At 47.3% G+C, this 20,804-nt stretch carries 21 protein-coding genes; 2 read left to right on the plus strand and 19 right to left on the minus strand.

The genetic code is table 11. From position 1 onward, the window contains the following. Positions 1-40: 40 nt before the first annotated feature. Positions 41-679 (minus strand): class I SAM-dependent methyltransferase, encoded by a 639-nt coding sequence (locus TY10_RS06035; protein ID WP_042161623.1) that lies wholly within the window; start codon positions 677-679, stop codon positions 41-43. Between the two features lie 124 nt (positions 680-803). Between TY10_RS06035 and TY10_RS06040 the strand changes: the two genes are divergently transcribed. Further along, positions 804-1,262, plus strand: a complete 459-nt coding sequence (locus TY10_RS06040) for a hypothetical protein (RefSeq protein WP_042161625.1) — start codon at positions 804-806, stop codon at positions 1,260-1,262. Positions 1,263-1,326: 64 nt separating this feature from the next. Here the strand turns inward: TY10_RS06040 and TY10_RS06045 are convergent, their stop codons facing one another. From TY10_RS06045 to TY10_RS06065, 5 genes are read right to left on the minus strand one after another with little or no spacing between them, the layout of a single operon-like run. Continuing rightward, entirely contained in the window at positions 1,327-2,562 is a 1,236-nt protein-coding gene (locus TY10_RS06045) for a sialidase family protein (RefSeq protein WP_042161626.1), read from the minus strand. A 30-nt stretch (positions 2,563-2,592) separates the two neighbouring features. Then, positions 2,593-3,942, minus strand: coding sequence for a glycosyltransferase family 4 protein (locus tag TY10_RS06050; RefSeq protein WP_052350395.1), 1,350 nt, complete (start codon positions 3,940-3,942; stop codon positions 2,593-2,595). Beyond that, positions 3,939-5,159 carry a glycosyltransferase family 4 protein gene (locus TY10_RS06055; protein ID WP_042161628.1) on the minus strand — a complete coding sequence of 407 codons (1,221 nt, stop codon included), beginning with the start codon at positions 5,157-5,159 and terminating at the stop codon, positions 3,939-3,941. The genes TY10_RS06050 and TY10_RS06055 overlap by 4 nt, the downstream gene beginning before the upstream one ends. A 33-nt stretch (positions 5,160-5,192) precedes the next feature. Then, positions 5,193-6,155: an NAD-dependent epimerase/dehydratase family protein gene (locus TY10_RS06060; protein ID WP_042161630.1), complete on the minus strand. Its 963-nt coding sequence runs from the start codon at positions 6,153-6,155 to the stop codon at positions 5,193-5,195. A 13-nt stretch (positions 6,156-6,168) separates the two neighbouring features. Next, the gene (locus TY10_RS06065; RefSeq protein ID WP_042161632.1) at positions 6,169-7,443 is read right to left on the minus strand and encodes a nucleotide sugar dehydrogenase; all 1,275 of its coding nucleotides are present in this window, start codon (positions 7,441-7,443) and stop codon (positions 6,169-6,171) included. A 293-nt stretch (positions 7,444-7,736) separates the two neighbouring features. Here TY10_RS06065 and TY10_RS06070 point away from each other — a divergent pair, with 293 nt between their 5' ends. After that, the gene (locus TY10_RS06070) at positions 7,737-9,137 is read left to right on the plus strand and encodes a glycosyltransferase family 4 protein (RefSeq protein ID WP_052350396.1); all 1,401 of its coding nucleotides are present in this window, start codon (positions 7,737-7,739) and stop codon (positions 9,135-9,137) included. 13 nt (positions 9,138-9,150) lie between these two features. Here the strand turns inward: TY10_RS06070 and TY10_RS30290 are convergent, their stop codons facing one another. The 13 genes from TY10_RS30290 to modA form a co-directional block, all read right to left on the minus strand. Then, a complete protein-coding gene (locus tag TY10_RS30290; RefSeq protein ID WP_155985726.1) occupies positions 9,151-9,327 on the minus strand; it encodes a hypothetical protein in 177 nt (58 codons plus the stop codon). An 82-nt stretch (positions 9,328-9,409) separates the two neighbouring features. Then, a complete protein-coding gene (locus TY10_RS06075) occupies positions 9,410-10,345 on the minus strand; it encodes an alpha/beta hydrolase (RefSeq protein WP_042161634.1) in 936 nt (311 codons plus the stop codon). Positions 10,346-10,609: 264 nt separating this feature from the next. Then, complete coding sequence (locus tag TY10_RS06080; protein WP_042161635.1) at positions 10,610-11,842, minus strand: MFS transporter; 1,233 nt, start codon at positions 11,840-11,842, stop codon at positions 10,610-10,612. Positions 11,843-12,018: 176 nt separating this feature from the next. Continuing rightward, the gene (locus TY10_RS06085) at positions 12,019-12,291 is read right to left on the minus strand and encodes a DUF2277 domain-containing protein (RefSeq protein ID WP_042161637.1); all 273 of its coding nucleotides are present in this window, start codon (positions 12,289-12,291) and stop codon (positions 12,019-12,021) included. A 30-nt stretch (positions 12,292-12,321) separates the two neighbouring features. Continuing rightward, positions 12,322-13,038, minus strand: a complete 717-nt coding sequence (locus tag TY10_RS06090) for a YebC/PmpR family DNA-binding transcriptional regulator (protein WP_042161638.1) — start codon at positions 13,036-13,038, stop codon at positions 12,322-12,324. A gap of 212 nt (positions 13,039-13,250) precedes the next feature. Further along, positions 13,251-14,525 (minus strand): Nramp family divalent metal transporter, encoded by a 1,275-nt coding sequence (locus TY10_RS06095; RefSeq protein WP_042161639.1) that lies wholly within the window; start codon positions 14,523-14,525, stop codon positions 13,251-13,253. Positions 14,526-14,783: 258 nt separating this feature from the next. Continuing rightward, positions 14,784-16,340: an ABC-F family ATP-binding cassette domain-containing protein gene (locus TY10_RS06100; RefSeq protein ID WP_042161641.1), complete on the minus strand. Its 1,557-nt coding sequence runs from the start codon at positions 16,338-16,340 to the stop codon at positions 14,784-14,786. A 101-nt stretch (positions 16,341-16,441) separates the two neighbouring features. After that, positions 16,442-16,834, minus strand: coding sequence for a DUF350 domain-containing protein (locus TY10_RS06105; RefSeq protein WP_042161665.1), 393 nt, complete (start codon positions 16,832-16,834; stop codon positions 16,442-16,444). Beyond that, a complete protein-coding gene (locus TY10_RS06110; protein WP_042161643.1) occupies positions 16,828-17,457 on the minus strand; it encodes a hypothetical protein in 630 nt (209 codons plus the stop codon). The genes TY10_RS06105 and TY10_RS06110 overlap by 7 nt, the downstream gene beginning before the upstream one ends. Continuing rightward, positions 17,454-18,668, minus strand: a complete 1,215-nt coding sequence (locus tag TY10_RS06115) for a glutathionylspermidine synthase family protein (RefSeq protein ID WP_042161645.1) — start codon at positions 18,666-18,668, stop codon at positions 17,454-17,456. The genes TY10_RS06110 and TY10_RS06115 overlap by 4 nt, the downstream gene beginning before the upstream one ends. Beyond that, the gene (locus TY10_RS06120; RefSeq protein WP_042161647.1) at positions 18,665-19,390 is read right to left on the minus strand and encodes a hypothetical protein; all 726 of its coding nucleotides are present in this window, start codon (positions 19,388-19,390) and stop codon (positions 18,665-18,667) included. The genes TY10_RS06115 and TY10_RS06120 overlap by 4 nt, the downstream gene beginning before the upstream one ends. A 27-nt stretch (positions 19,391-19,417) precedes the next feature. Further along, on the minus strand, positions 19,418-19,633 hold the full coding sequence (locus TY10_RS06125) for a hypothetical protein (RefSeq protein WP_042161649.1): 216 nt from the start codon (positions 19,631-19,633) through the stop codon (positions 19,418-19,420). A 220-nt stretch (positions 19,634-19,853) separates the two neighbouring features. Then, on the minus strand, positions 19,854-20,666 hold the full coding sequence (modA, locus tag TY10_RS06130) for a molybdate ABC transporter substrate-binding protein (protein WP_042161667.1): 813 nt from the start codon (positions 20,664-20,666) through the stop codon (positions 19,854-19,856). Positions 20,667-20,804: the final 138 nt, after the last annotated feature.

Here is a 20,804-nt window from a genome sequence, read left to right on the forward strand (position 1 = left end):
TTATCGGCTTTTTACGGTTTTCCGGAACTTGCTCCTATCATCATTTAATGGCAACGAGTACCGTCGAGAATCCGTCGATGCGTCCAGGAATGAGCTCATACGTATCATTATCCTGAGTCAGAACTTGCTGAATTCGAAATCCGCAATTCAGCAGCAATCGCTTCAGCTCATTGGGGCGGTAATGGCGGTAGTGGTACGGGTTCACTCCATTTAAATAATAAGGATTTTCCAAATACGGTATTACGTTCTCGTTGGGTGCGGAGATGAGAAGAATACCGTTTGCAGTCAAGGAATCGTAAAGCTTTTTAATAAAAGCCTGATCTTCCTTCAAGTGCTCAACCGTCTCAAAGCAAGTAATGACATCGAACCAGTGAATAGGCAGATCATCTCGAAATGAGCCGGTCAAGTCACTGTTTAAATAGACGGTTTTGGCATGAGAGAAATAGTTAACAGCCCAATCTAATGCGTGCTCGGAACGATCTACTCCAACTGCAATTGAACACGGTGAATGCTCGGCCATATAATGCGTTCCATAGCCGGAACCGCAAGCAGCATCCAGTACGAAATCACCCTCACGGATAAATCGTGAAGCATAATGATAACGATAATGATGATCTAACATCACATCGTCGAAGGAAGTTGCATACATTCGTTCCATCTGATCGATTTCTTCATCCATAATTCCATCCTCCATTAACTTGAAAATGGTCGTATCCCATCTTTCTTCCGGTATAACTGTACATGGCATCTTGCTTCGTTTTTGAATCTACTATAGGAGTGGTTTCGGAAAGGGGGTGTTACTTATGACGGTTACAATAGTAGATTACCAATACCAAGAGGTTGCGGCAGGAACAGGCTCCCTTCCCTTTATCATTTCTCCAGGATCGGAAGTTCTTCTGACCTCTCTCTTTCTTCAGATTAACAATATCAGCAACCGTATCGAGTTAAAGGCCACGATTGGCTGGGAAGCGCAATTGCTGCTGTTGAATATTGTGCCAAAGCTTCTCTTTCGAATTAGGCGCGGAGGTACGAGCGCCCCGGCACCGGTTGTATTTCAAACGACGGACTCCGCCTTTTTGGGAACAGCCTCGGAGGGTCCCTGGGTACCGCTGGATTTCACGACTTCCTTTCAGCATACGGAGACAGCTTCGGCTCCAATCGTCGGCACCTTTCAGCAATACGCTCTCACGGTAGAGCATATTGGCCAAAACTCGGCTACGATTACAGGGCCAGTACATTTTGACGGAATTGTTTATCTATGAATAATTTTTATCGTAAATCGAGTGATCAGCTGTCTATGACCATAGAAGCTGATCACTCTTTTTATTATAGGTCCTGGAATATTAATTGAGATCCGGTTCGGGTATCCATCCATACAACAATAGAAGTGCCTGCAGCGTTCACTACCAGACCGTTATAATCGCCAATCGATGGTGTAGGTACACCAAGTGTCGGATCTGCATTCGGATTGAAGGAGACGCTTGTTATGCGGCGATTGGGCAAGAACGTGGTCCCGGCATCATTGGACTCTGCCAGAAATACATCCAGCAGCGAACTGGTAACACGGTTTGTATAATACATAACCTTTACCCCGCCATTGTCACGCGATACGGTCAGGTTCGGAAGAAAGTTTTGCGTGCCGGCTGGACTATCATCCACTTGCTGCAAAACGGACCAGGATACGCCTCTGTTCGTTGATCGTGAACGAAAAATATGTGCACTGCCGGTCCGATTGTCCTGCCACACGGCATAAACGATGCCTTGGCCGTTAAACGGCGAGATGTCCACTGCCAAATAAGCGATCGTTAATACGCGAAAGGCAAAGGTTGGAACCGGCAGCGGTGTAGGTACGAGCGAAACGGTGCTGATTGATGTTATCGCTTCAAAGGTGGCTCCTCCGTCAAGTGATCTTCGCATCAGGAATTGCGGTGTACCTGGCCCATATTGCATCCATCCTACATAGATGTCGCCTTGCGGACCAATGGCGATTGTTGATCCGAAGCTCGTTACACCCTGCACCTGATTGGTTAATAAAATCGGTGTTGACCAAGTTAACCCCTGATCGAGTGATCGTTGGAACAACGTTTCTGAACCGGTAAAATTATTGAAATAACGAGTATAAGCGACATACGTCTGACCAAGATAAGGGCTGCCATTTGCAGTATCAATCTCCAGCGCGGGTTTATCGTTATATACAGCGGTACCAAACCCTTGGTTCACGATAACAGGAGTTGAAAATGTAGCTCCATTGTCTGTCGACCGATAAACAATGATAGAGGAATCCCGCACAGGATTTACATTAAGTGCCGTTGCAGCAACTAGAAAAAGATTAGGATAGCCATAAGCAGCTACTCCATCTCCTGAAGCGGCAAAGCCTACTGGAGGCGACAACAGCGTTTGCGTATATGAGCCTCCTCCATTAATAGAGCGATAGATTGTTGTCATATTGTTCCCGGAACGTAAATCATTCGTCGTCACGACAATTGTACTCTGATCTAACGAATTGAGCGCAATGGAAGGCTCCTGCTGCGGTCCAGTAGGGGTAATTTGACTATTTGCCATTCTGATGCCTCCATCGTTTTTGGATATTGTTTAGAACAAAACCGAACCGACAATGTGATCATCAACAATGGAATAAAAGCTAGGAATATACATGTTCTGATTGGTCCGGAGCCATGTGCATATTCCCTGGCCATGCTGGCCTGGATGCTTCGGAGGATGAATGACTTTGCGAATGCTCCGGTTGTTGAGGACCTCTGCATAAAGCGCAGTTGTCCGCTCCATCATCGTGTGAATCGACCATTGCGAGATCCCCCAATTGTAGCCGCCAGAAGCTACACTTTCGCGTAATGCTTCATTTTCCAGCAAGCAGAGCAGGTAGAGTGACAGCTCATCGCTATCCCCTGCTCTTGCCATTAACCCGGTAAGTCCGTGTGTCACCATCTCCGGAATGCCTCCCGCATCGGAGACGACGATCGGCTTTCGCGAGATGTGTGCTTCCATTACGGCATAAGGCTGATTGTCATTCAAGCTTGGAAGGACAACAATATCGGAGCGCTGCAAGATTGCGGGAACATCGGCTCTGCTTCCTGTAAATTTGACATGTTGATGAAGCCCCAAGGATGCAGCTTTGGCTTCCAGCTCCGTTCGAAGATTTCCATCGCCGATGAACAGACAGATCCAATCGTTCCTTAGCTCCTTCAATTTATACAAGGCATCCAGCAAACAGCTATGTCCCTTTACTTTATCCAGCCGTGCCGGACAGGCAATGATACGAGTGTTCGGAGGCAGGTTTAGTGAACTCGCTTGATTTATTCGCTGGATATAGCTTTCAATGTCTAACCCGTATGGAACGACCCTCATATGCTCTTGCGGAACCATATAACCGCCTAGCGTCCGCTGCAGCCAATTCGTCGGAACAATTGCCAAATCACTCGAAGTAGCGCCGTAATACTCTCTTGCACACGCATATTTCCAAATCAGTGCGGAAGATGTTTTACCTTCAAGGGACACGATATAGTCTGTAGCCAGACATCCATGAATTGTATTTATTAACGGTACATGCTCCGGTTTGATCTGCCAGAGCGCCCGGGATGAGATAACATCTTGCGTGTGGATCAAATCATAGTGCTGCAATCCCAAATAAGCTGCTCCGAGGGCGAAGCTGCAAAACTCGATCTCTTGATCGACGATCCAGGGGTCAATCGGCTTGATTTGAGAAGCATAGATCGTTTTTATTTCCCGGCTAATCAGCTGCTTGAAATATTTTTTCTCTACCCGTCTATTCGTATTGAGAATATAATAGCTTTTGTCATCAGGATGTCTTGCTAACACTTCGACCTCATGTCCGAGTTTTTCCAATCGTGCTTTTAAATCCTGTATATACACCCAGACGCCGCCGACATGCGGCAGCAGCCAGTACGTCGCAAGAAGTATCTTCATCCGCCATTACCCGGCTTTGCTTGCAGTGCCTTTTCGTAGAGATCAACTGTACGCTCAATCATTCGATAGAGAGGCCATTGTCTAAGTCCATAATAGCGGGCATCATTTGCAAGCCGCTTTCGAAGCGAATCTTCATTGCACAGTTTATTGATTCGCAAGCACAACTTTTCTGCTCGGGCAGGCGGGAACAGCAGACCGGTTTTTCCATCCGTAATCATTTCCGGTATCCCCCCTGTGTCTGAAGCGATGATAGCCTTGCCTGCTATCTGTGCCTCCATAATGACAAAAGGCAGGTTGTCATGAATACTAGGAAGGACGACGATATCCGCTTCCTTTAAGAGAGCCGCCATATCATTCCGATGTCCAAGAAACTGTACATGATGCTGCAGCTGCAGCTGATCTCTCAATTGCTCAAGCTCTGCGCGGAGCGGCCCGTCTCCAGCGAGCCAGCAAACCCAATCCGTCCGGCTCTTCTTGAGAAGCGCAAGCGCCTGCAGCAATACCTGATGGCCTTTTACCGCATCCAGTCGCGCTGGACAAAGAATCAGCTTCCCTCCATTTTTTTGCGTGACCGGCGGCAGGCTTGCGGATTGACGTAAAAAGGACAATGTATCGAATCCGTAGGGGATGATTTCGAACGCAGGCTTTCTCGAGCGCACGGCTTCTTTATATTGCTGTTTCAGCCATTTTGACGGAACGATATAGCGATCACCGACGGTGCTGCCATAATGATCAAGCTCATTTGCCCAGTGCCAAGCGGGAGATTGGGCGGTGACAACTTTCTGCAGCTGCCATTCGGCGGCAAGCTTCCCATGAAGCGTAACTATTAACGGCGTACCATGAGACTTAACTTCATAAGCGCTGGCTGCAGAAATGACGTCTTGCGCGTGAATTAGATCGTATCCTGCTAGAGAGAAAACGGACAACGCTTGCTTGAATGCAAGGTGTTCCCCTTTCATTTGTGCAAGCCACGGGTCGTAGTGAAGTGATTTCTCATTATACTTGGAATGAATTTGCTGCATAATCGGGTTCAGCAATGTCATCTTATCCATCGATTTACCTTTATCTATGATGTGATAGTTCAGGCCGGTACTATCATGTGAGATAATGTCCACCTCATGCCCTCTCGCTTCAAGCCCCTGCCTCAGCGCCAAGACATAGGTCGATACTCCGCCTGTGTAAGGAACACACCAATACGAAACAAGTGCAATTCTCATTGTTCACTCTCCATTTGGGTGCAAAATATCCATTTACGACCGGCCGCGATACCAAGCGATAGTCGCGCTAAGTCCCTGCTCCAAAACGACCGATGGCTGATAGCCTAGCAAGACTGACGCTCGCGTCAAGTCCGGCTGACGTGCCGGCATATCCTCATAACCCGGCCCATAAGCTTCTGCATAGGTTTTGGTAATGATTGGAGAATTGGAATCACACAGCTTGATGATCAGCTGCGCAAGCTCGTTTATTGTAATGGAGCGGTTTGATCCGATATTTATAGCCAGACCGTTGGTTTTGGCATTTATAGCGGCTATGGTGCCTTGTATCGTATCATCTACGTAGGTGAAACAGCGCATCTGTGTTCCATCCCCATACACTTCTAAAGGCTCTCCTCGCAGAGCTGCCGTAATAAAGCGCGGGACGACTCCCCCATACTGCGAATTCGTTTGCCTTGGCCCATATGCGTTGAAATAGCGGAGGACGGTTACAGGAAGTCCTTTGGAGGAATAAGCAAAGCACATATGTTCATCCAGTGACTTTGCTGTTGCATAGCACCAGCGATGAACGGAAGACGCGCCATAATTACGATCAGACAATTCGTGAAACGGTACGTTTTCGTTTTTGCCATAGATTTCAGAGGTGGATGAGAAAATAACTTTTGCATTGCGAGGATAGGCCAGCTCCAGAACATTGCGTGTTCCGTCAATGTTGCCTTCTATAACCTTAAGGGGATCATCTACTGTATTTTTGACACCAAGCACAGCTGCAAGATGACAAATGACATCCGCCTTGTCTATTAATCGTTTAAGAAGCCTTCGATCAAGAACAGAGCCTTGAATGAGCGTATGGCGCTTCTCGTCCTTCAGACTGGATAGAAACTCGGGCCGTCCATTTGAGAAATCATCAAGCGTCCATACCGTATGGCCAGCTTTCAGCAATTGCTCCACTAGATGGGAACCGATAAATCCCGCACCGCCTGTTACTACTATTTTCAATGAACTTCCCTCCTTATAGTAAAATAACGTTTTTACGATTTGCTATTTTTCCAGTGGCGTTGCGCGTGTCAATGACAATAGGAGTGTGTGCGATTAACAATTCGTAAGGAAGATTAGAGTGATCCGTCAGAATTAAAGTGCAATCAAAGTTTTTCATATTTCTTGCTGTAAGCGGTGTTGCTTGAAGAAGCGTGCTGCCGACATTCAGTGCTTTCACATAAGGGTCGAAAAATGCTACTTTGGCTCCAGATTGCTGCAGCAGCTCCATAATCGGAATGGAGACGGATTCTCTCATATCATTAACGTCCTTCTTATAAGTGACGCCAATGACGAGAATGCTGCTCTCCTTGAGCAGCTTGGGCTGCAAGCTCTTCGTAATCCGTTCCACAATATAACCCGGCATCCCCTCATTGACCTGATGGCTGAGCTCGATGTAAGGCAGCTCCATATGATGCTCACGTGCCTTCCATAACAAGTAAAGAGGGTCAACTGGAATGCAATGTCCGCCAATGCCCGGACCGGGATAATATTTCGTAAATCCGAACGGCTTCGTGCCTGCTGCTTCGATAGCTTCCCATAGATCGATATCCAATTCTTCACACATTTTCAGAAGACTGTTCATAAACGAAATATTGATAAAACGCTGGCAGTTTTCCAGCAACTTCGTCATCTCGGCTACACGCGGAGAAGATACGACAACCACCCGGTCAAATACCGATCCATAGACTTCCTGTGCATAAGCTGTACAAGCAGCCGTTACACCTCCCACTACTTTCGGAATTTGCGGAAGCTCCCATTTCGAACCGGGATCGATACGTTCTGGCGAATACGCGAGAAAGATATCTTTGCCGATATGCAGTCCGGTCGATTCAAGAATCGGCTTAAGCTTTTCCTCACTCGTTCCGGGAAATGTAGAGCTTTCCAGGACGACAAGTTGACCCCTTCGCAAATAAGGCAGTGAGCTTTTCGCCGCGCCTGTCACATATTTTAAATCGGGTTGGTGGTGCTCATCCAGCGGCGTGGGCACACAATAAATGACGACATCGGCCTTCTCTACAACCTCGTAGGAACTGCCGACATGAAAACTGTTTTGTTTGAAAAGCTTCCGGATATCGTTCTTGTTGTAGTCGGAAAGATAGGATTGACGCTTTTGCAGCATATCAATCTTGCGTTCATCTGCATCGATGCCGTACACGGTGTTTCCTCTTGCGAGAAATAGTTCGGCCAATGGAAGTCCGACGTACCCCAAGCCAACTATGGCGATTTTATAGTGAGGGGTATGCTCCAAAACTTTAACAGCTCCTTTGCTTGATCTTCTAGCATCATACGCCAATCAATCAAAGCTGCATTGGTGTTGCGTCTATTTTAGTAAAAAATGGTAGAGTGTCACGAAGTAGATGGTAGTAAGAGATATAGGCGGATTTTTTGATAGGATGAGCTGAGGAATTCATAGGAGCGATTACAAGGAAGCGGGCTTTTGCCTATTCCAATGCAGCACATAAATAGGTTGATGTACGTTAACTTTGCCGTGCAACACTCATATGATATGGGGACGACGGACCAATCGGAGGAAACCTATCGATGCGAATCTTAATCGCTTGCAGCTGGTCATTACCCCATGCCGGCGGCGTTAACACCTATATTAACCAACTGGTCAAAGGCTTGCAGCGTGCAGGTCATCTCGTTGATATCTTCTCGCCAACGCCTGATGGACAGGGCTATTATATTCCAGGCAAAGAGTTGATGATTGACAAAAGCAAGCTCAAGCCGCTAATTGCGGATCAAGCAGTCCGCAGCCTGGATCAGCAGCTGCCTGGAGCGGACCCGTGGATTATAGAAAGTGAAATTGAAAGATACTGCTTGGAAGCAGCAGCTGCATATTGCGGTTTGGCCGAATACGACCTCATCCACGCGCAAGACATTGTGAGTGCTCATGCTATGTCACGAGTTAAGCCCCCTAATACGCCACTGGTAACTACCATTCATGGTTGCCTGACGAGAGAATGGTTTGTTCGATTAAAGACCTTGGGACTGACTGACCAGACTACCAGTTCTCCGCTTTGGCATTATTCCGCTCTGCGTGAATACTTAGGCGCGACTGTAAGTGATATAACGATTTCACCATCACAATGGCTGAAACGGGTTTTGATAGAAGATTTCAATGTGCCGGAGGAAAGTCTGTTAGTAAGCCATTATGGCATAGATATTGAACAGTTCCAACAACAGATGATGCGTGATTCGGCAATTGTGAAGCCAGCAGCGGAGAAAGTTTTCATATGCCCGGCACGATTTGATGTCGTTAAAGGCCATACCCATCTCATTCATGCACTAGCTAAGCTGAAAGCGGAACGGGCAGACTGGGTATGCTGGCTAGTTGGAGATGGAGCACTTCGAGAAGATATGATGCAGTTAACGGACCAGCTTGGACTCAAGGATCATATTGTATTTATGGGGAACCGCAATGATATTCCTGAATTAATTCGGCTAGCCGATTTCATTGTTCTCCCGAGCATGCAGGATAATCAGCCTTTTGCCATTATTGAAGCACAAATTGCAGGAAAGCCTGTGATCTCTTCCAATGCTGGGGGTATACCCGAAATGGTCACCCATTTATGGAATGGCCTTGTATTTCATGCTGGCGACATCGATCAGCTGCATGCCTGCTTGAAAACTGCACTAGACGATGCTCCTTTATTAAGCAGCATGGCGAATCAAGCCAAAGCATACGGCGAGCGGCATTGGTCCTTGTCTGCAATGACCTCCCGTGTAGTCGATCTCTATGAATTGGCACGAAGCAAGCATCCTGTGCAAGCTATTGAACCTGCACCCGAGATTCAACAAGAGAAACAAGAAGCAGTTAAAGTAATTCCGCGAAGGAGGCGCACCAAATGGAGAAACGCGCGAAGAAAAAGACGCTCAGCCGTTACCGGCGCAAGAAGGCGAAAATTCAGAAAAAGACGCTTCGCCCGAAAAAGAAAGTAAGACGAACGCGCCGTCACAGACGGACAATTTCTGCTAACCGTCCAACATTGACTCCTGCCAGCGAGTCTGCCACCGCTCTCGCTTCTATCTTCAGACTGCCGCTGGACTCTGCTCTGCTTGTAGACGATGCTGTCTGGAAAACTATTGTCAAATCTCTTCCGCATGGATATATGATCCCTGACGATGGCATCGTTCAGCCTCTTATTCAAAGTCAAGAACCTAACCTATCATAACAAAAAGCCGCATCGCTGCGGCTTTTATTACTGCTTATTTTATTGACCGGATTTAACATCTTCCATAAAGCCTCTAAAGTTTTCTGCAATTTCTTTGGAACGTGTGTGATGCAGATAATGGTCGCCATCAAAGGTCATCACTTTGCCATGCACCGAATTTTTGATCTGCTCTTCATGCATTGGAATCCATCCCTCAGTCTCCGTATCATTAGCTTGCAAGAAGAAGATCAGAGGCAGATTCTTAGGGAACGATAATTTCTCAGTCGCTTTAAAGTTAGGGCCAAAATGTTCACCTTCACTCAGGGTACTCGCATTAAACGTGTTTTTAAGCGATATGATTCGAATCTGCTCTCTTGTTGCATCATCAACTTCTGGTGCAATAAGCTGATCCGGAGTCAGTTTCATTAGCAAGCGGTAAAATCCCGATAGCTTGAGTTGTTTATACATACCTGTTGGAAAAGGCTCATCGTTGCCGCCTTGGGTCGGTACACTGCTGTCGATTCCGACAAATGCCGTCACTTCATTTTCATATTTGTTCACGTAATCGAGACCGTAGATGCCCGCAATGGAGTGACCCATTAGCGTGTATTGTTTAATATCCAACTGCTGCAACGCTTCATGCGTTTCCGTTACGATATTTTCCACGGTGCGTTCTTTATCTGTATCATCGCTTAACCCATAACCAAACGGTTCAACGACGACCACTTTGTAGTAAGGGGACAATTCTTCAATCAGCGGTTTGAAATCAAGCGCCGGCGCCGCTGTTCCATATCCTGGAAGAAGAACCACGGTTTCTTCACCCGATCCCTGAATGTAGACATTCATTTGTTTACCGTCCACAGGAACAAGCTGTCCATAGGATTGTATCTTGCCTTTCTCTATCTTATTGCAAATGACGTTTACAACAAATACTGTGGCTAGAAATAGAACAATTACTGCAAGCAGAATAGCGATTACCTTTATCAATTTTTTCATAGCTGTTATTCCTTTCTTATGTTCCGCATTTTTGACTTCCTATCTGTCTACCTCATTGTAGCAGGCGGGTTTTAGATCACGGTTAACGGAGCATTACCGATGTCTTAACTCTCATAAGAAAGTGATTTTCAAACTTAAGACTCCATTAAGACATTTTGTGAAAATAAAGCTTGCTTCCTCATTCATTTATGTATTATTTCATTCCAAAGTAAAGCCGTGGCAGCACCACGGCTTTACTTGTTCGTTTCATTCTCGCCAACGTCATCAGAATAACGGCTTGACCCTCATGAATTTCTTCTTCCCGGTCCGTATGGCGAGCAATGCGATACAGAGGCAGAGCAAGCCCACCGCTGCAAAAATATAAAAAAGCATGTTTTCCTTCTTTAGCATTAAGGAAGAAATCAACGGTCCAGCCGCCACCCCGATAAATCGCATGCTGCTGTAGATTGAAGTAATCGTACCCCGTTGCTTCTTCTCAATACCTTCCGTTATTAAAGCGTCCAGACAAGGCAGAATGAGCCCCATGCCAGCGCCAGCAATAGACAACAGCAGTAACAGGAAGAACAGCCCTTTCGACGGGAAGATGGCATAGGTGGCCATGCTCACTGTCGTAATCGCCGTACCAAAGACTGTGAACCATTTCATCCTCACTTTACTGATGCCGACAGCTTTGCCAGTAATGAATGAAGCCAGGCATATTGCGCTAAGCGGGATAGCAAGCAATACGCCTTTCCATATCCCCTCGATGTTATAGTGATCCTCCAGCACAGAAGATAAATAATATAGAAAACCGAACATTAAGTACATCGCCAAGCCGCCAATCGCGAATATTGCGTACAGCCAGCCTTCTTTGGCTAATATCGCTTTAATACCTTGAATGAACTCCTTTAACGTAACCTGTGTGGCCTTGCCATTTTTTTTCGGAGCATTCACAAACACCGCTACGGCGATAATGGATACCACACAGATGATCGGAATAATGGCTAATGGAAGAAACCATACAATTAGCGTGAGTGCGGAGCCGAGAATGGGACTAAGCACTTTGCCAAAGGTGTTGGAGGTTTCGATCATGCCAAGGCCACTGCTTACCTCTTCTTCGCTTTTGAACATATCCCCTACTAGCGGCAATACGATCGGGAAAGCACCTGCCGCGCCAATTCCCTGTATGAATCGTCCAGCCAGTATTCCTGCATATGCCATCTGATGCTCTAGAAACCATGCGGACAGTCCAGATACAACTCCCCCAGCTGCTGCGATGGACAAGCCGGCTACGATAATGAGCTTCCGCCCAAACCGGTCGGACAAATATCCGGCTATCGGAATACATACGATGGATACGGCAGCATATACCGTAATGATCAGACTCGACATAACAGAAGTGATACCTAATTTTTTCTGCATAAGCGGAAGTACGGGAATAAGCATGGAGTTCGCCAGCGTCATAATTAACGGAATCGAAGCAAGCGCAGCTAAATCGCGTTTCTTTTTCTCATGCATGGGTTGCTTATCCTCTTTCCTCATCCGAAAAAATGCACTACCCCGTTAATCTGTCCATTAGCGATTGGTTTTCATTCGATTGAAATTGTTGTTATTAATTAACACACCAAAAAAAAGAACGCCAAGCCGACAAAATAATGTGCGGCAAAGCGTTCATCTTATTTCAGCATATGGGCCTAATTGCTTCCGAATCGTTGCGCATTCCTTGCCCGCGCGCGCTGCAGCTCGATTTCTCGGTTCCTCGGCTCTGCATTTGTGACGAGCGAATCCATCAGCTTCCGGGCAGCTTGCGCCACCTCGTCTATTGCAAGATGAAACGCTTCTTCATTCGCCTTGGAAGGAGAATTGTATCCAGAGAGCTTTCTTACGAACTGCAAAGCAGCGGCTTGAATCTCATCTTCGGTCGCTGGAGGATCAAAGTTATACAGTGTCTTAATGTTGCGGCACATGGCTTATTCTCCTTATTAGGCCTTTATGGCTTATTCGAATTCGACGTTATGATAAACCTGTTGAACATCCTCCAGGTCTTCCAGAGCATCGATCAGTTTGTCGAATTGGACTTGTGCGTCTGCTGCAAGCGTCAAATCGTTTTGAGCCAGCATCGTCAGCTCTGCAACAGTAAACTCCGTAATACCCACATTTTTGAATGCCTCTTGTACCGCATGGAACTGATCCGGATCGGCGTACACCATAATAGTCTCGTCCTCTTCCGTAACATCTCGCACATCGACATCAGCTTCCAACAATATCTCGATGACTTCATCAAGCGTTTTGTCTGGGACGCCGATAACAGCAGATGAGTCAAACATATAAGCAACCGAACCGCTTACGCCAAGATTTCCTCCGTTTTTACTGAAGGCGGAACGTACGGTAGAAGCCGTACGGTTCACATTATTCGTCAATGAGTCGACAATGACCATGGAACCGCTAGGGCCGAAGCCTTCATAACGAAGCTCAACATAGTTCTCGTCGCCGCTTCCTTTGGCTTTCTCAATCGCACGGTCAATAATCGCTTTTGGCAAATTGTACGTTTTCGCTCGCTCAAGTACGACCTTCAGCGCCCGGTTGGACTCAGGATCAGGCTCGCCTTTCTTAGCGGCTACATAAATCTCCAAACCGAATTTAGCATAAATCTTACTTGTATTAGCGTCCTTGGACGCTTTCTTTTCTTTGATATTATTCCACTTGCGACCCATACTGCTCCCACTTTCTTCATGAACTTGTACATCGACTCTATCTATTATAACCGATTTTTTACCGATATCGAAAGGGTTAGCGGAAGAAATCCTCCGAACTCATATTTATGGATAGCAGCAAACCTGCATAAATATAAAAGGATCGTATCTCTCCTCCTCTTCGGATGACAGATACGATCCTTGTTCGCATACCTCTACAATCGCAATTGCGATTAAGTAAAGCTCTCGTATACAAGAAATAAATTAAGCACGATGACGATTGCAGCGATGATCCAGCCTAGTATCGTTGTCACCTTTTTGTTGACGAGCCCGCCCATAAGCGATCGGTTGCTTGTAAATATAATTAACGGAATTAGAGCAAATGCGATGCCGAAGGAGAGCACGACCTGGCTCATAATTAATGCTTTAGTAGCGTTAACCCCGGATGCAATGATGATCAGCGGCGGAATTGTCGTAATGGCTCTCCGCAAGTACAGATTAATTCTGCGCTTAATGAAGCCCTGCATGACGACATCCCCTGCCATCGTTCCTACCGATGCGCTGGCAAGCCCGGCAATCAACAGAGCCAATCCGAAGGAAATGGAGGCAACTGGTCCCGCCAGCTCGCCGAATTGACGATAAGCCACCTCTAGCTCTTCGACAACAAGGCCGTTTTTGAAGAACAAGGCTGCGGCGATAATGACCATTGCCATGTTAACAGCTCCTGCAATAAGCATTGCAATAATGATGTCGATAAATTCCAATTTGAAGATCCGTTTTTTCTCCGCATCATTCCGGCCGACAATACGTCTTTGGGTCAACGAGGAATGCAGATAGATCGCATGCGGCATTACAGTTGCGCCAAGTATGCCCGCAGCGAGCAGTACACTGTCAACCCCTTCGAATTTGGGAGTTACAATACCGGCAGCGACTGCAGCCATGTCAGGCTGTGCAAGCACGACCTGGCATGTGAAGGCGAGCACAACGATGAAGATCATGGCCGCGATACCGGCCTCGAACGCTCTGACTCCCCTTCGCTGCAGCTCCAATATGGCGAAGGAGCCAGCGGCAGTAATTAATGCTGCAGGCAGCATCGGGATATCGAATAATAAATAAAGTCCTAAAGCAGCGCCTAGAAACTCAGCGAGATCGGTAGCGATGATAACAAGCTCGCTTTGAATCCATAACAGGAAGGACGCTGGTTTGGAGAAGCGGTCCCTCGCAACTTCGGGAAGATTCTGCCCCGTTGCAATGCCAAGCTTAGCCGAAAGCGATTGGATTAGCACGGCCATTAGGTTTGAACCTGCAATGACCCATAGCAGCATATAGCCGTATTTCGAGCCAGCCGTAATGTTTGTAGCGAAATTGCCGGGATCCAGGTAAGCGACCGCAGCGATAAATGCGGGACCTAGAAAAGGAAGAAGCCGTTTGAAGCCTTTCACTTTGCGATTCAGCACCATTTCTGCGGAGAGTTTATTTGTTGCTGCGACACTGTTGTTGTTAGCCATAGTCTCTCCTCCTTCAGTTCTTTTTATATAAAAGTTTTCCTCAGCTATATTTGTTGGCTTAGTGCAACTTTTAAAATGATTATAGTCCTCTTAACGGAAAAAGTAAACAATCATTTAATCGTTTTTATTCCGCTCCTCTGATAATTGTCCGGATCACTGCCTCCTATCGTATGCGGCTATCGCCCATCAGGTTCCGTGATAGCTAAAAAGCCCGGCTGATCGCGAAGGATCAGCCGGGCTTTAAACATTAACACTAGATTAGAACACCTTTGTCGTCCAAGTCTCACAGTTCCATGTTTCTGTAACGACATCACGGTAAAACTCAGGTTCGTGAGAAATGAGCAGGATGCTGCCTTTATAGGCCTTGAGGGCGCGTTTAAGCTCGTCCTTGGCATCAACGTCCAAATGGTTGGTCGGCTCATCGAGTACGAGCAGATTTGTCTCGTTGTTGATCAGCTTGCAGAGGCGTACTTTCGCCTTCTCGCCGCCGCTCAGCACCGTGATTTTGCTCTCAATATGCTTGGTTGTCAGTCCGCATTTCGCCAGTGCAGCGCGAACTTCAAATTGCGTATACGAAGGGAACTCATTCCAGATTTCCTCAATACATGTGTTATAGTTGGCATCCTTGGACTCCTGCTCGAAGTAACCGATGCTGAGCAAGTCACCCAACTGCACATGACCGGATAAAGCCGGAATTTCACCCAAAATGCTGCGCAAAAGCGTTGTCTTGCCGATGCCGTTCGCACCGACAAGCGCGATTTTCTGGCCGCGCTCCATCCGAAGATTAAGCGGTCTGGACAATGGGCTTTCATAGCCGATAACGAGCTCTGTCGCTTCGAAGATCAGCTTGCCCGACGTGCGTCCGTCCTTGAAGTTGAATTGCGGCTTCGGTTTTTCCTTCGCCAGCTCGATAACATCCATCTTGTCGAGCTTCTTCTGCCGGGACATCGCCATATTTCTCGTGGCAACGCTCGCTTTGTTCCGGGCAACGAAGTCCTTCAGCTCTGAAATTTCCTGCTGCTGACGCTTAAATGCCGATTCCAGCTGCTGCTTTTTCATTTCATGCACCTGCTCGAAGTGCTCATAGTCGCCAACATAGCGGTTCAGTTCCTGATTCTCCATATGATAGATCAGGTTGATAACGCTGTTAAGGAACGGAATATCGTGGGAGATGAGAATGAATGCATTCTCGTACTCTTGCAGATAACGTTTCAGCCACTCAATATGCTGCTCATCCAAATAGTTGGTTGGCTCGTCCAGGAGCAGAACGTCCGGCTTCTCAAGCAGAAGCTTCGCCAGCAGGATTTTGGTCCGCTGACCGCCACTTAGGTCATTGACGTCTTTATCCAGACCGATATCGGTAATGCCAAGACCTCGCGCTGTCTCATCGACTTTGGCGTCGATCATGTAGAAATCTTGAGCCGTCAGTGTATCTTGGATGGTGCCTACATCCTCAAGCAGCTGCTCCAGTTCCTCAGGTGACACCTCTCCCATTCGGCCATACATGTCATTCATTTCGTTCTCCATATCAAAGAGGTACTGGAATGCGCCTCTCAATACGTCACGGATTGTCATTCCTTTGTTCAGCACGGCATGCTGATCCAAATAACCGACACGCATCCGCTTGGACCATTCTACTTTGCCGTCATCGGGTTGCAGCTTGCCCGTAATAATATTCATGAATGTGGACTTGCCTTCGCCGTTGGCGCCGATCAGTCCGATGTGCTCGCCCTTCAACAGGCGGAAGGAAACGTCGTTAAAGATCGCGCGGTCCCCAAAGCCATGGCTTAATCGCTCTACGTTTAAAATACTCATGTATGACACCTTTTCTATTTGACTTTTTTCTCCGTTATATTATAAGCGGTAGTCGTGCTTCAACTCAATGTTTCCTGTAAAATTAATGCCGTTAATTATAGTTAAACGATAAGACTGCTGATCGCGAAGCTTGTGCCGACGTAAACAAAACAAAGCAAGATGCCAATCGCCATGTTGCCTTTGCGCAGCTCCTCGCCAATTTTGATGCCAGGAGTCGCCAGCTCGAAGATCAAATAAGCGAGCACGAGACAAACGTAACCAACTGCAAACCAGAGCATCATATGCCAGATTGAAGTATTCGTGTAAGCGGCAACGCCGAGAATGATGGCTGTTGCAAGAAACTTTCCGCCCATCGCAAGCCCAGCGGCCACGTTCCCCTTCTTCAGCTCTTCCATATCCTTATAAGGCGTTATCCAGCTGAAAATAACCATGCCGAGCAGCTGTAGCACGACAATAACAGCGATGCTGATTATAATATTAATGGCGATCAAGATGCCCACCCCCTGAACTTGGCATAAGCCAAGTCATAATTTTCGAAATCATGTACTTCTTCCAATAAGACGTTCACTTGCTTCTTCGATTTCATGCTGGCATAGCGCTTCTCGTCAATTGGCTGCTTGATCTGATTGCCTGTAGGCAAAGAAAGCACGGCGAAATAACGTGATTCTTCCTTATACGTGGTTTTGTATACGCCTACGAGATCAACATCCGTCGTAAGCTGCACTTTGAGCAGCTCAAAATCCTGCTTGCCTTCTTTTTCCGTCTTAAACGATTTGATTGGTGTCCATTCGGTCAGCGTAACCTCGTTGCGGCCTTCCGCATTGAAGGTCATCTTCGCTTCCATATACTGCAGCGTCCACACTTTATCGTTCGTAGCGTAATTATTATCGTTGGGAAGCAGTTTGTTATCGGGCAGAATCGCCATATCGCTGCCAATCAAATCGCCTACAGTGCTTTCAACGAGCCGATAATCCCAAGGAAGCAGCGTCTCATTTGCTGATGCTTCCGCCGAGGAACCGCTGGAAGTGGACCATACGCCCGATGATGTGCCGCACCCGCTCAGCAATACGACAGTTACAAGTATAGCCGATAGCCAAGCTATCTTTTTCTTGTTCATGTAGCTTTCACTCCTATCGCCACAAAATGGCTTGTATTGCCTGTAATTAATCCGCCGGCGCGTCCAAGTAAACCGCATGGAACGCCATTGATCACGAACATGCCTGTGAGCAGACTGAAGGGTCCGGCCTCCAGTTCAATCTTGGCCAGCTCTGCTCGCTTCTGATAGACCCGGGGGAACAATTGACTCGTGTCGAAGCCGTCTTCATCCTTCACTTCTAATTGCCCTTGCTCATCATAAAGAATGACAGAGCCGCCTTCCCGGCCGAACATCGATTTGGACACATAGCTCCCGTCAAATAACGCTTTATTATAAGTAGGAAGCATGTATCGCTCGATTGCCGACCGCTCATCCGCGCCAAACAGCATATGCAGCTCATATAATCCCCAGATTAAAGCCATCATCCCTTTGGATTGCAAAATGATCGAATGAACGGAATTGAAAAGCTGCAATTGTCCGCTTTCAACCGCATAGGCTAATGCTTCGCCACCCTCGTCAACCGCCATCCATTCCTTTGGATAGAGAGCGAATATACGATCGATGGCCTGCCCGTCTTTCTTCCGCAGCACGCCTTCATCGACCCACAGCTCCAGCAAATCAACACAATCGATTTGTTGTCCACTGTGCTTGACGAGCATATCGATGGTTCCGGAATCCTCCAGATGCTCACCGTAGGCTGCACAGGCTGCCGTGTCTGGCTGCTCTTCCGCCCAAGCGGCAGCTACTAGAGCCGGCATCTGAACGTTAGGCGATTCCAGCGAAAGCCGTTCACATTGCCAAGGAGTTGCAATTGCCGCCTCGGCATAACCGGTTGGCGTATCTGCGTTCAGTTCCAGCAGTTGTATGATGCCTTCATCGGATATGGCAAAATCAAATCTGGCATACCTGCTGATCAAGCCGTCGCCTTGAAGCTCAAGCGCATCCAAGGTTGGCCATAACAGCTCCGGAATGCCCAGCATCGCATACAAATCCTGCCGTCCATGCACGAACCGGCATGCCCGGTCGAAGACCCGCCATAGCATGGCTGCGGCTTCTTCCAGCTCTTCATACACCTCACGGCGCATAGCAACCGCTTGATCGATCCAATATGGCTCGCCTTCCAGATCGGCCCAAGTGAATCCCAGTGCAGCCAGCTCTGCTACTAGCGCATCACGATCTTCACGAGGCTTGCCGACTACCTCGAAAGCCTTCTGCTGCCTCTTCGTTGTCATCCGCCGAAGCCGCCGCTTGATTTATGACTGGAGCCGGATGAGCTGAAGCTGGAACCAGAACCCGATGAGCTCATGCCGCTTGATTTGCCGCCTATCCCGCCTGGCGATGAGGAAGTAGAGCGTCTTGTAATGGAGCCGGATTTATTCGAGGTTTTTGGCCGGACTGCCGAGCCGACAACCGCTTTATTTTGAAAAATATCCGAATCATAAGAGTTGGGCTTGTAAGCCGTTCTGTTTCCCTGATAATAGGAATTGTGAGTATTGTGCCAAGCTCCGGATGAATAGGAATTGCCCCGGTTGAAAATCAGATGATAGAGCAATAGATCATCCCAGCCGAAGCCGCCGCCCGAATGAATAATGGTCGTACCACCTGAACCGCCTGAACTTCCCGATCCGACTGTTCCGCTTCCACCGGAAGCACTTTCTTCGCCTGCGCTCTCCGCAAGCAGAATCGGGATGTTCCAATCTACGGCAGGATCATAATAAGCTTTGACGGCGTCTGTTGACCATTCGACCAGAGCGGGCTCTTCTGCTGATGAGGCTTTCGTCGTCTCGGTCGCTGCATGAGCGCTGGGAGCAAGACCGATTAGTGCATTCGCCATCAAGGCAATGCCTAGCGAGGTAGAAAGCACCCGGATCGGCTTTCCTTCTTTCGTAAAGAATAAGTTCGCCGCTTCCCGCTTATGGCCTGGGGAATGATTCGTTTCCTTCTTGTTTTCCATTCGTACTCCCGCCCTTCTGCTATTCCGCTAGCGATGCGTTACTTTCTGAACGAGCAGCTCCATGACGCCTTGATCCAAATTGAGCCGTCCTTCGATCGTTTCATATTCAGCACCATTAATCGTTAAATAATTGACATGATGCAGTGCTTCAATCATTTCCTTGCTCCAAAGCCTTTCGTCCAATGTGAACAATCCGCCTGAAGCTAATTTTTCAACGAGATTTACCTTCATTCCGCTTTCCATGCCCTCATTCCCTCCATCCCCCAAAAAACACTTTACTAAATTACGTGCTGATCCGAATAAATGTTTCGATTACACACATGATTACCATCATACTATACTTGGAAATCTTGTAAATAAGAAAATTTTGAGTCTTCATTAGACACAAAAAAGCCTATCCATACAAAGGGGTTTCCTTACGAATGGATAGGCTTTTAGTTGAATAATCTGTTTACCGGCACTGTTATTGCGTAGAAAACCCGTACTTCACGAAGACATCTAACGCTTCTTCCGTTTGCAGATAGGCGTAGAAATCTTCCGCTTCTTTATTATTCTTCGTCGCTTTCACGATACCAATCGGGTAAACGATCGGCGAATAGCTTGCCGGATCAACGGTAAAGGCAATCTTGATCTTTTGCGAGGTCAGCGCATCCGTCTTATAGACGAAGCCAGCATCTGCATTGCCTGTCTCGACGTACTGCAGCACTTGGCGTACGTCTTTGGCTTGCACGCTCTTGGATTGCAGCGCGTCCCAGAGCTTCGCACTTGTTAATGCTTCTTTCGCATAATTACCTGCAGGGACACTTTCGGGAATGCCGATCGCGACCGTTTTCACTTCCGCCTTGGACAAGTCATTTATGCTTGCGGGCGTCGTCTTCGAGTCAGCAGGTACAACAACGACTAACTCATTTTTCAATAGATTGATTTGCTTATCCGCGTCAATCAGCTGCTTGTCGACGAGCGCTTTCATGTTTTTCGGGGCGGCGGACAGAAACAGATCAGCGGGAGCTCCTTGTTCGATTTGCTGCTGCAGGGCGCCTGATGCGCCAAAATTGAAGTTCAATTTGACGGCCGGGTTGCTTTTCGCATAAAGACCTTGGATATCGTTCAAGGCATCCGTCAAGCTCGCCGCTGCAGAAATCGTTAATTCTACCGTTTTTGCAGGCGGTTCCGCCGTTTGCTGGGCCTGATTAGCTGGCGTATTTCCGTTGGAGCCGCAACCCGCCAACATAATGGCTATAGCGATGATAGCTAACCAAATCATACTACTTTTCATTTTCACAGCATTTCTCTCCCTTATCTTTATGTTTAGATATAATTAGTTATTATTGATGATGTTTGATCGTATTGTCAATGATGTTTTGTCGTCTATGATGTTCGTGTTCTTCCTATGGTAAAATAGAAGACAAACGAT

It is taken from the genome of Paenibacillus gorillae, assembly GCF_000513275.1.
Classification (GTDB): domain Bacteria; phylum Bacillota; class Bacilli; order Paenibacillales; family Paenibacillaceae; genus Pristimantibacillus; species Pristimantibacillus gorillae.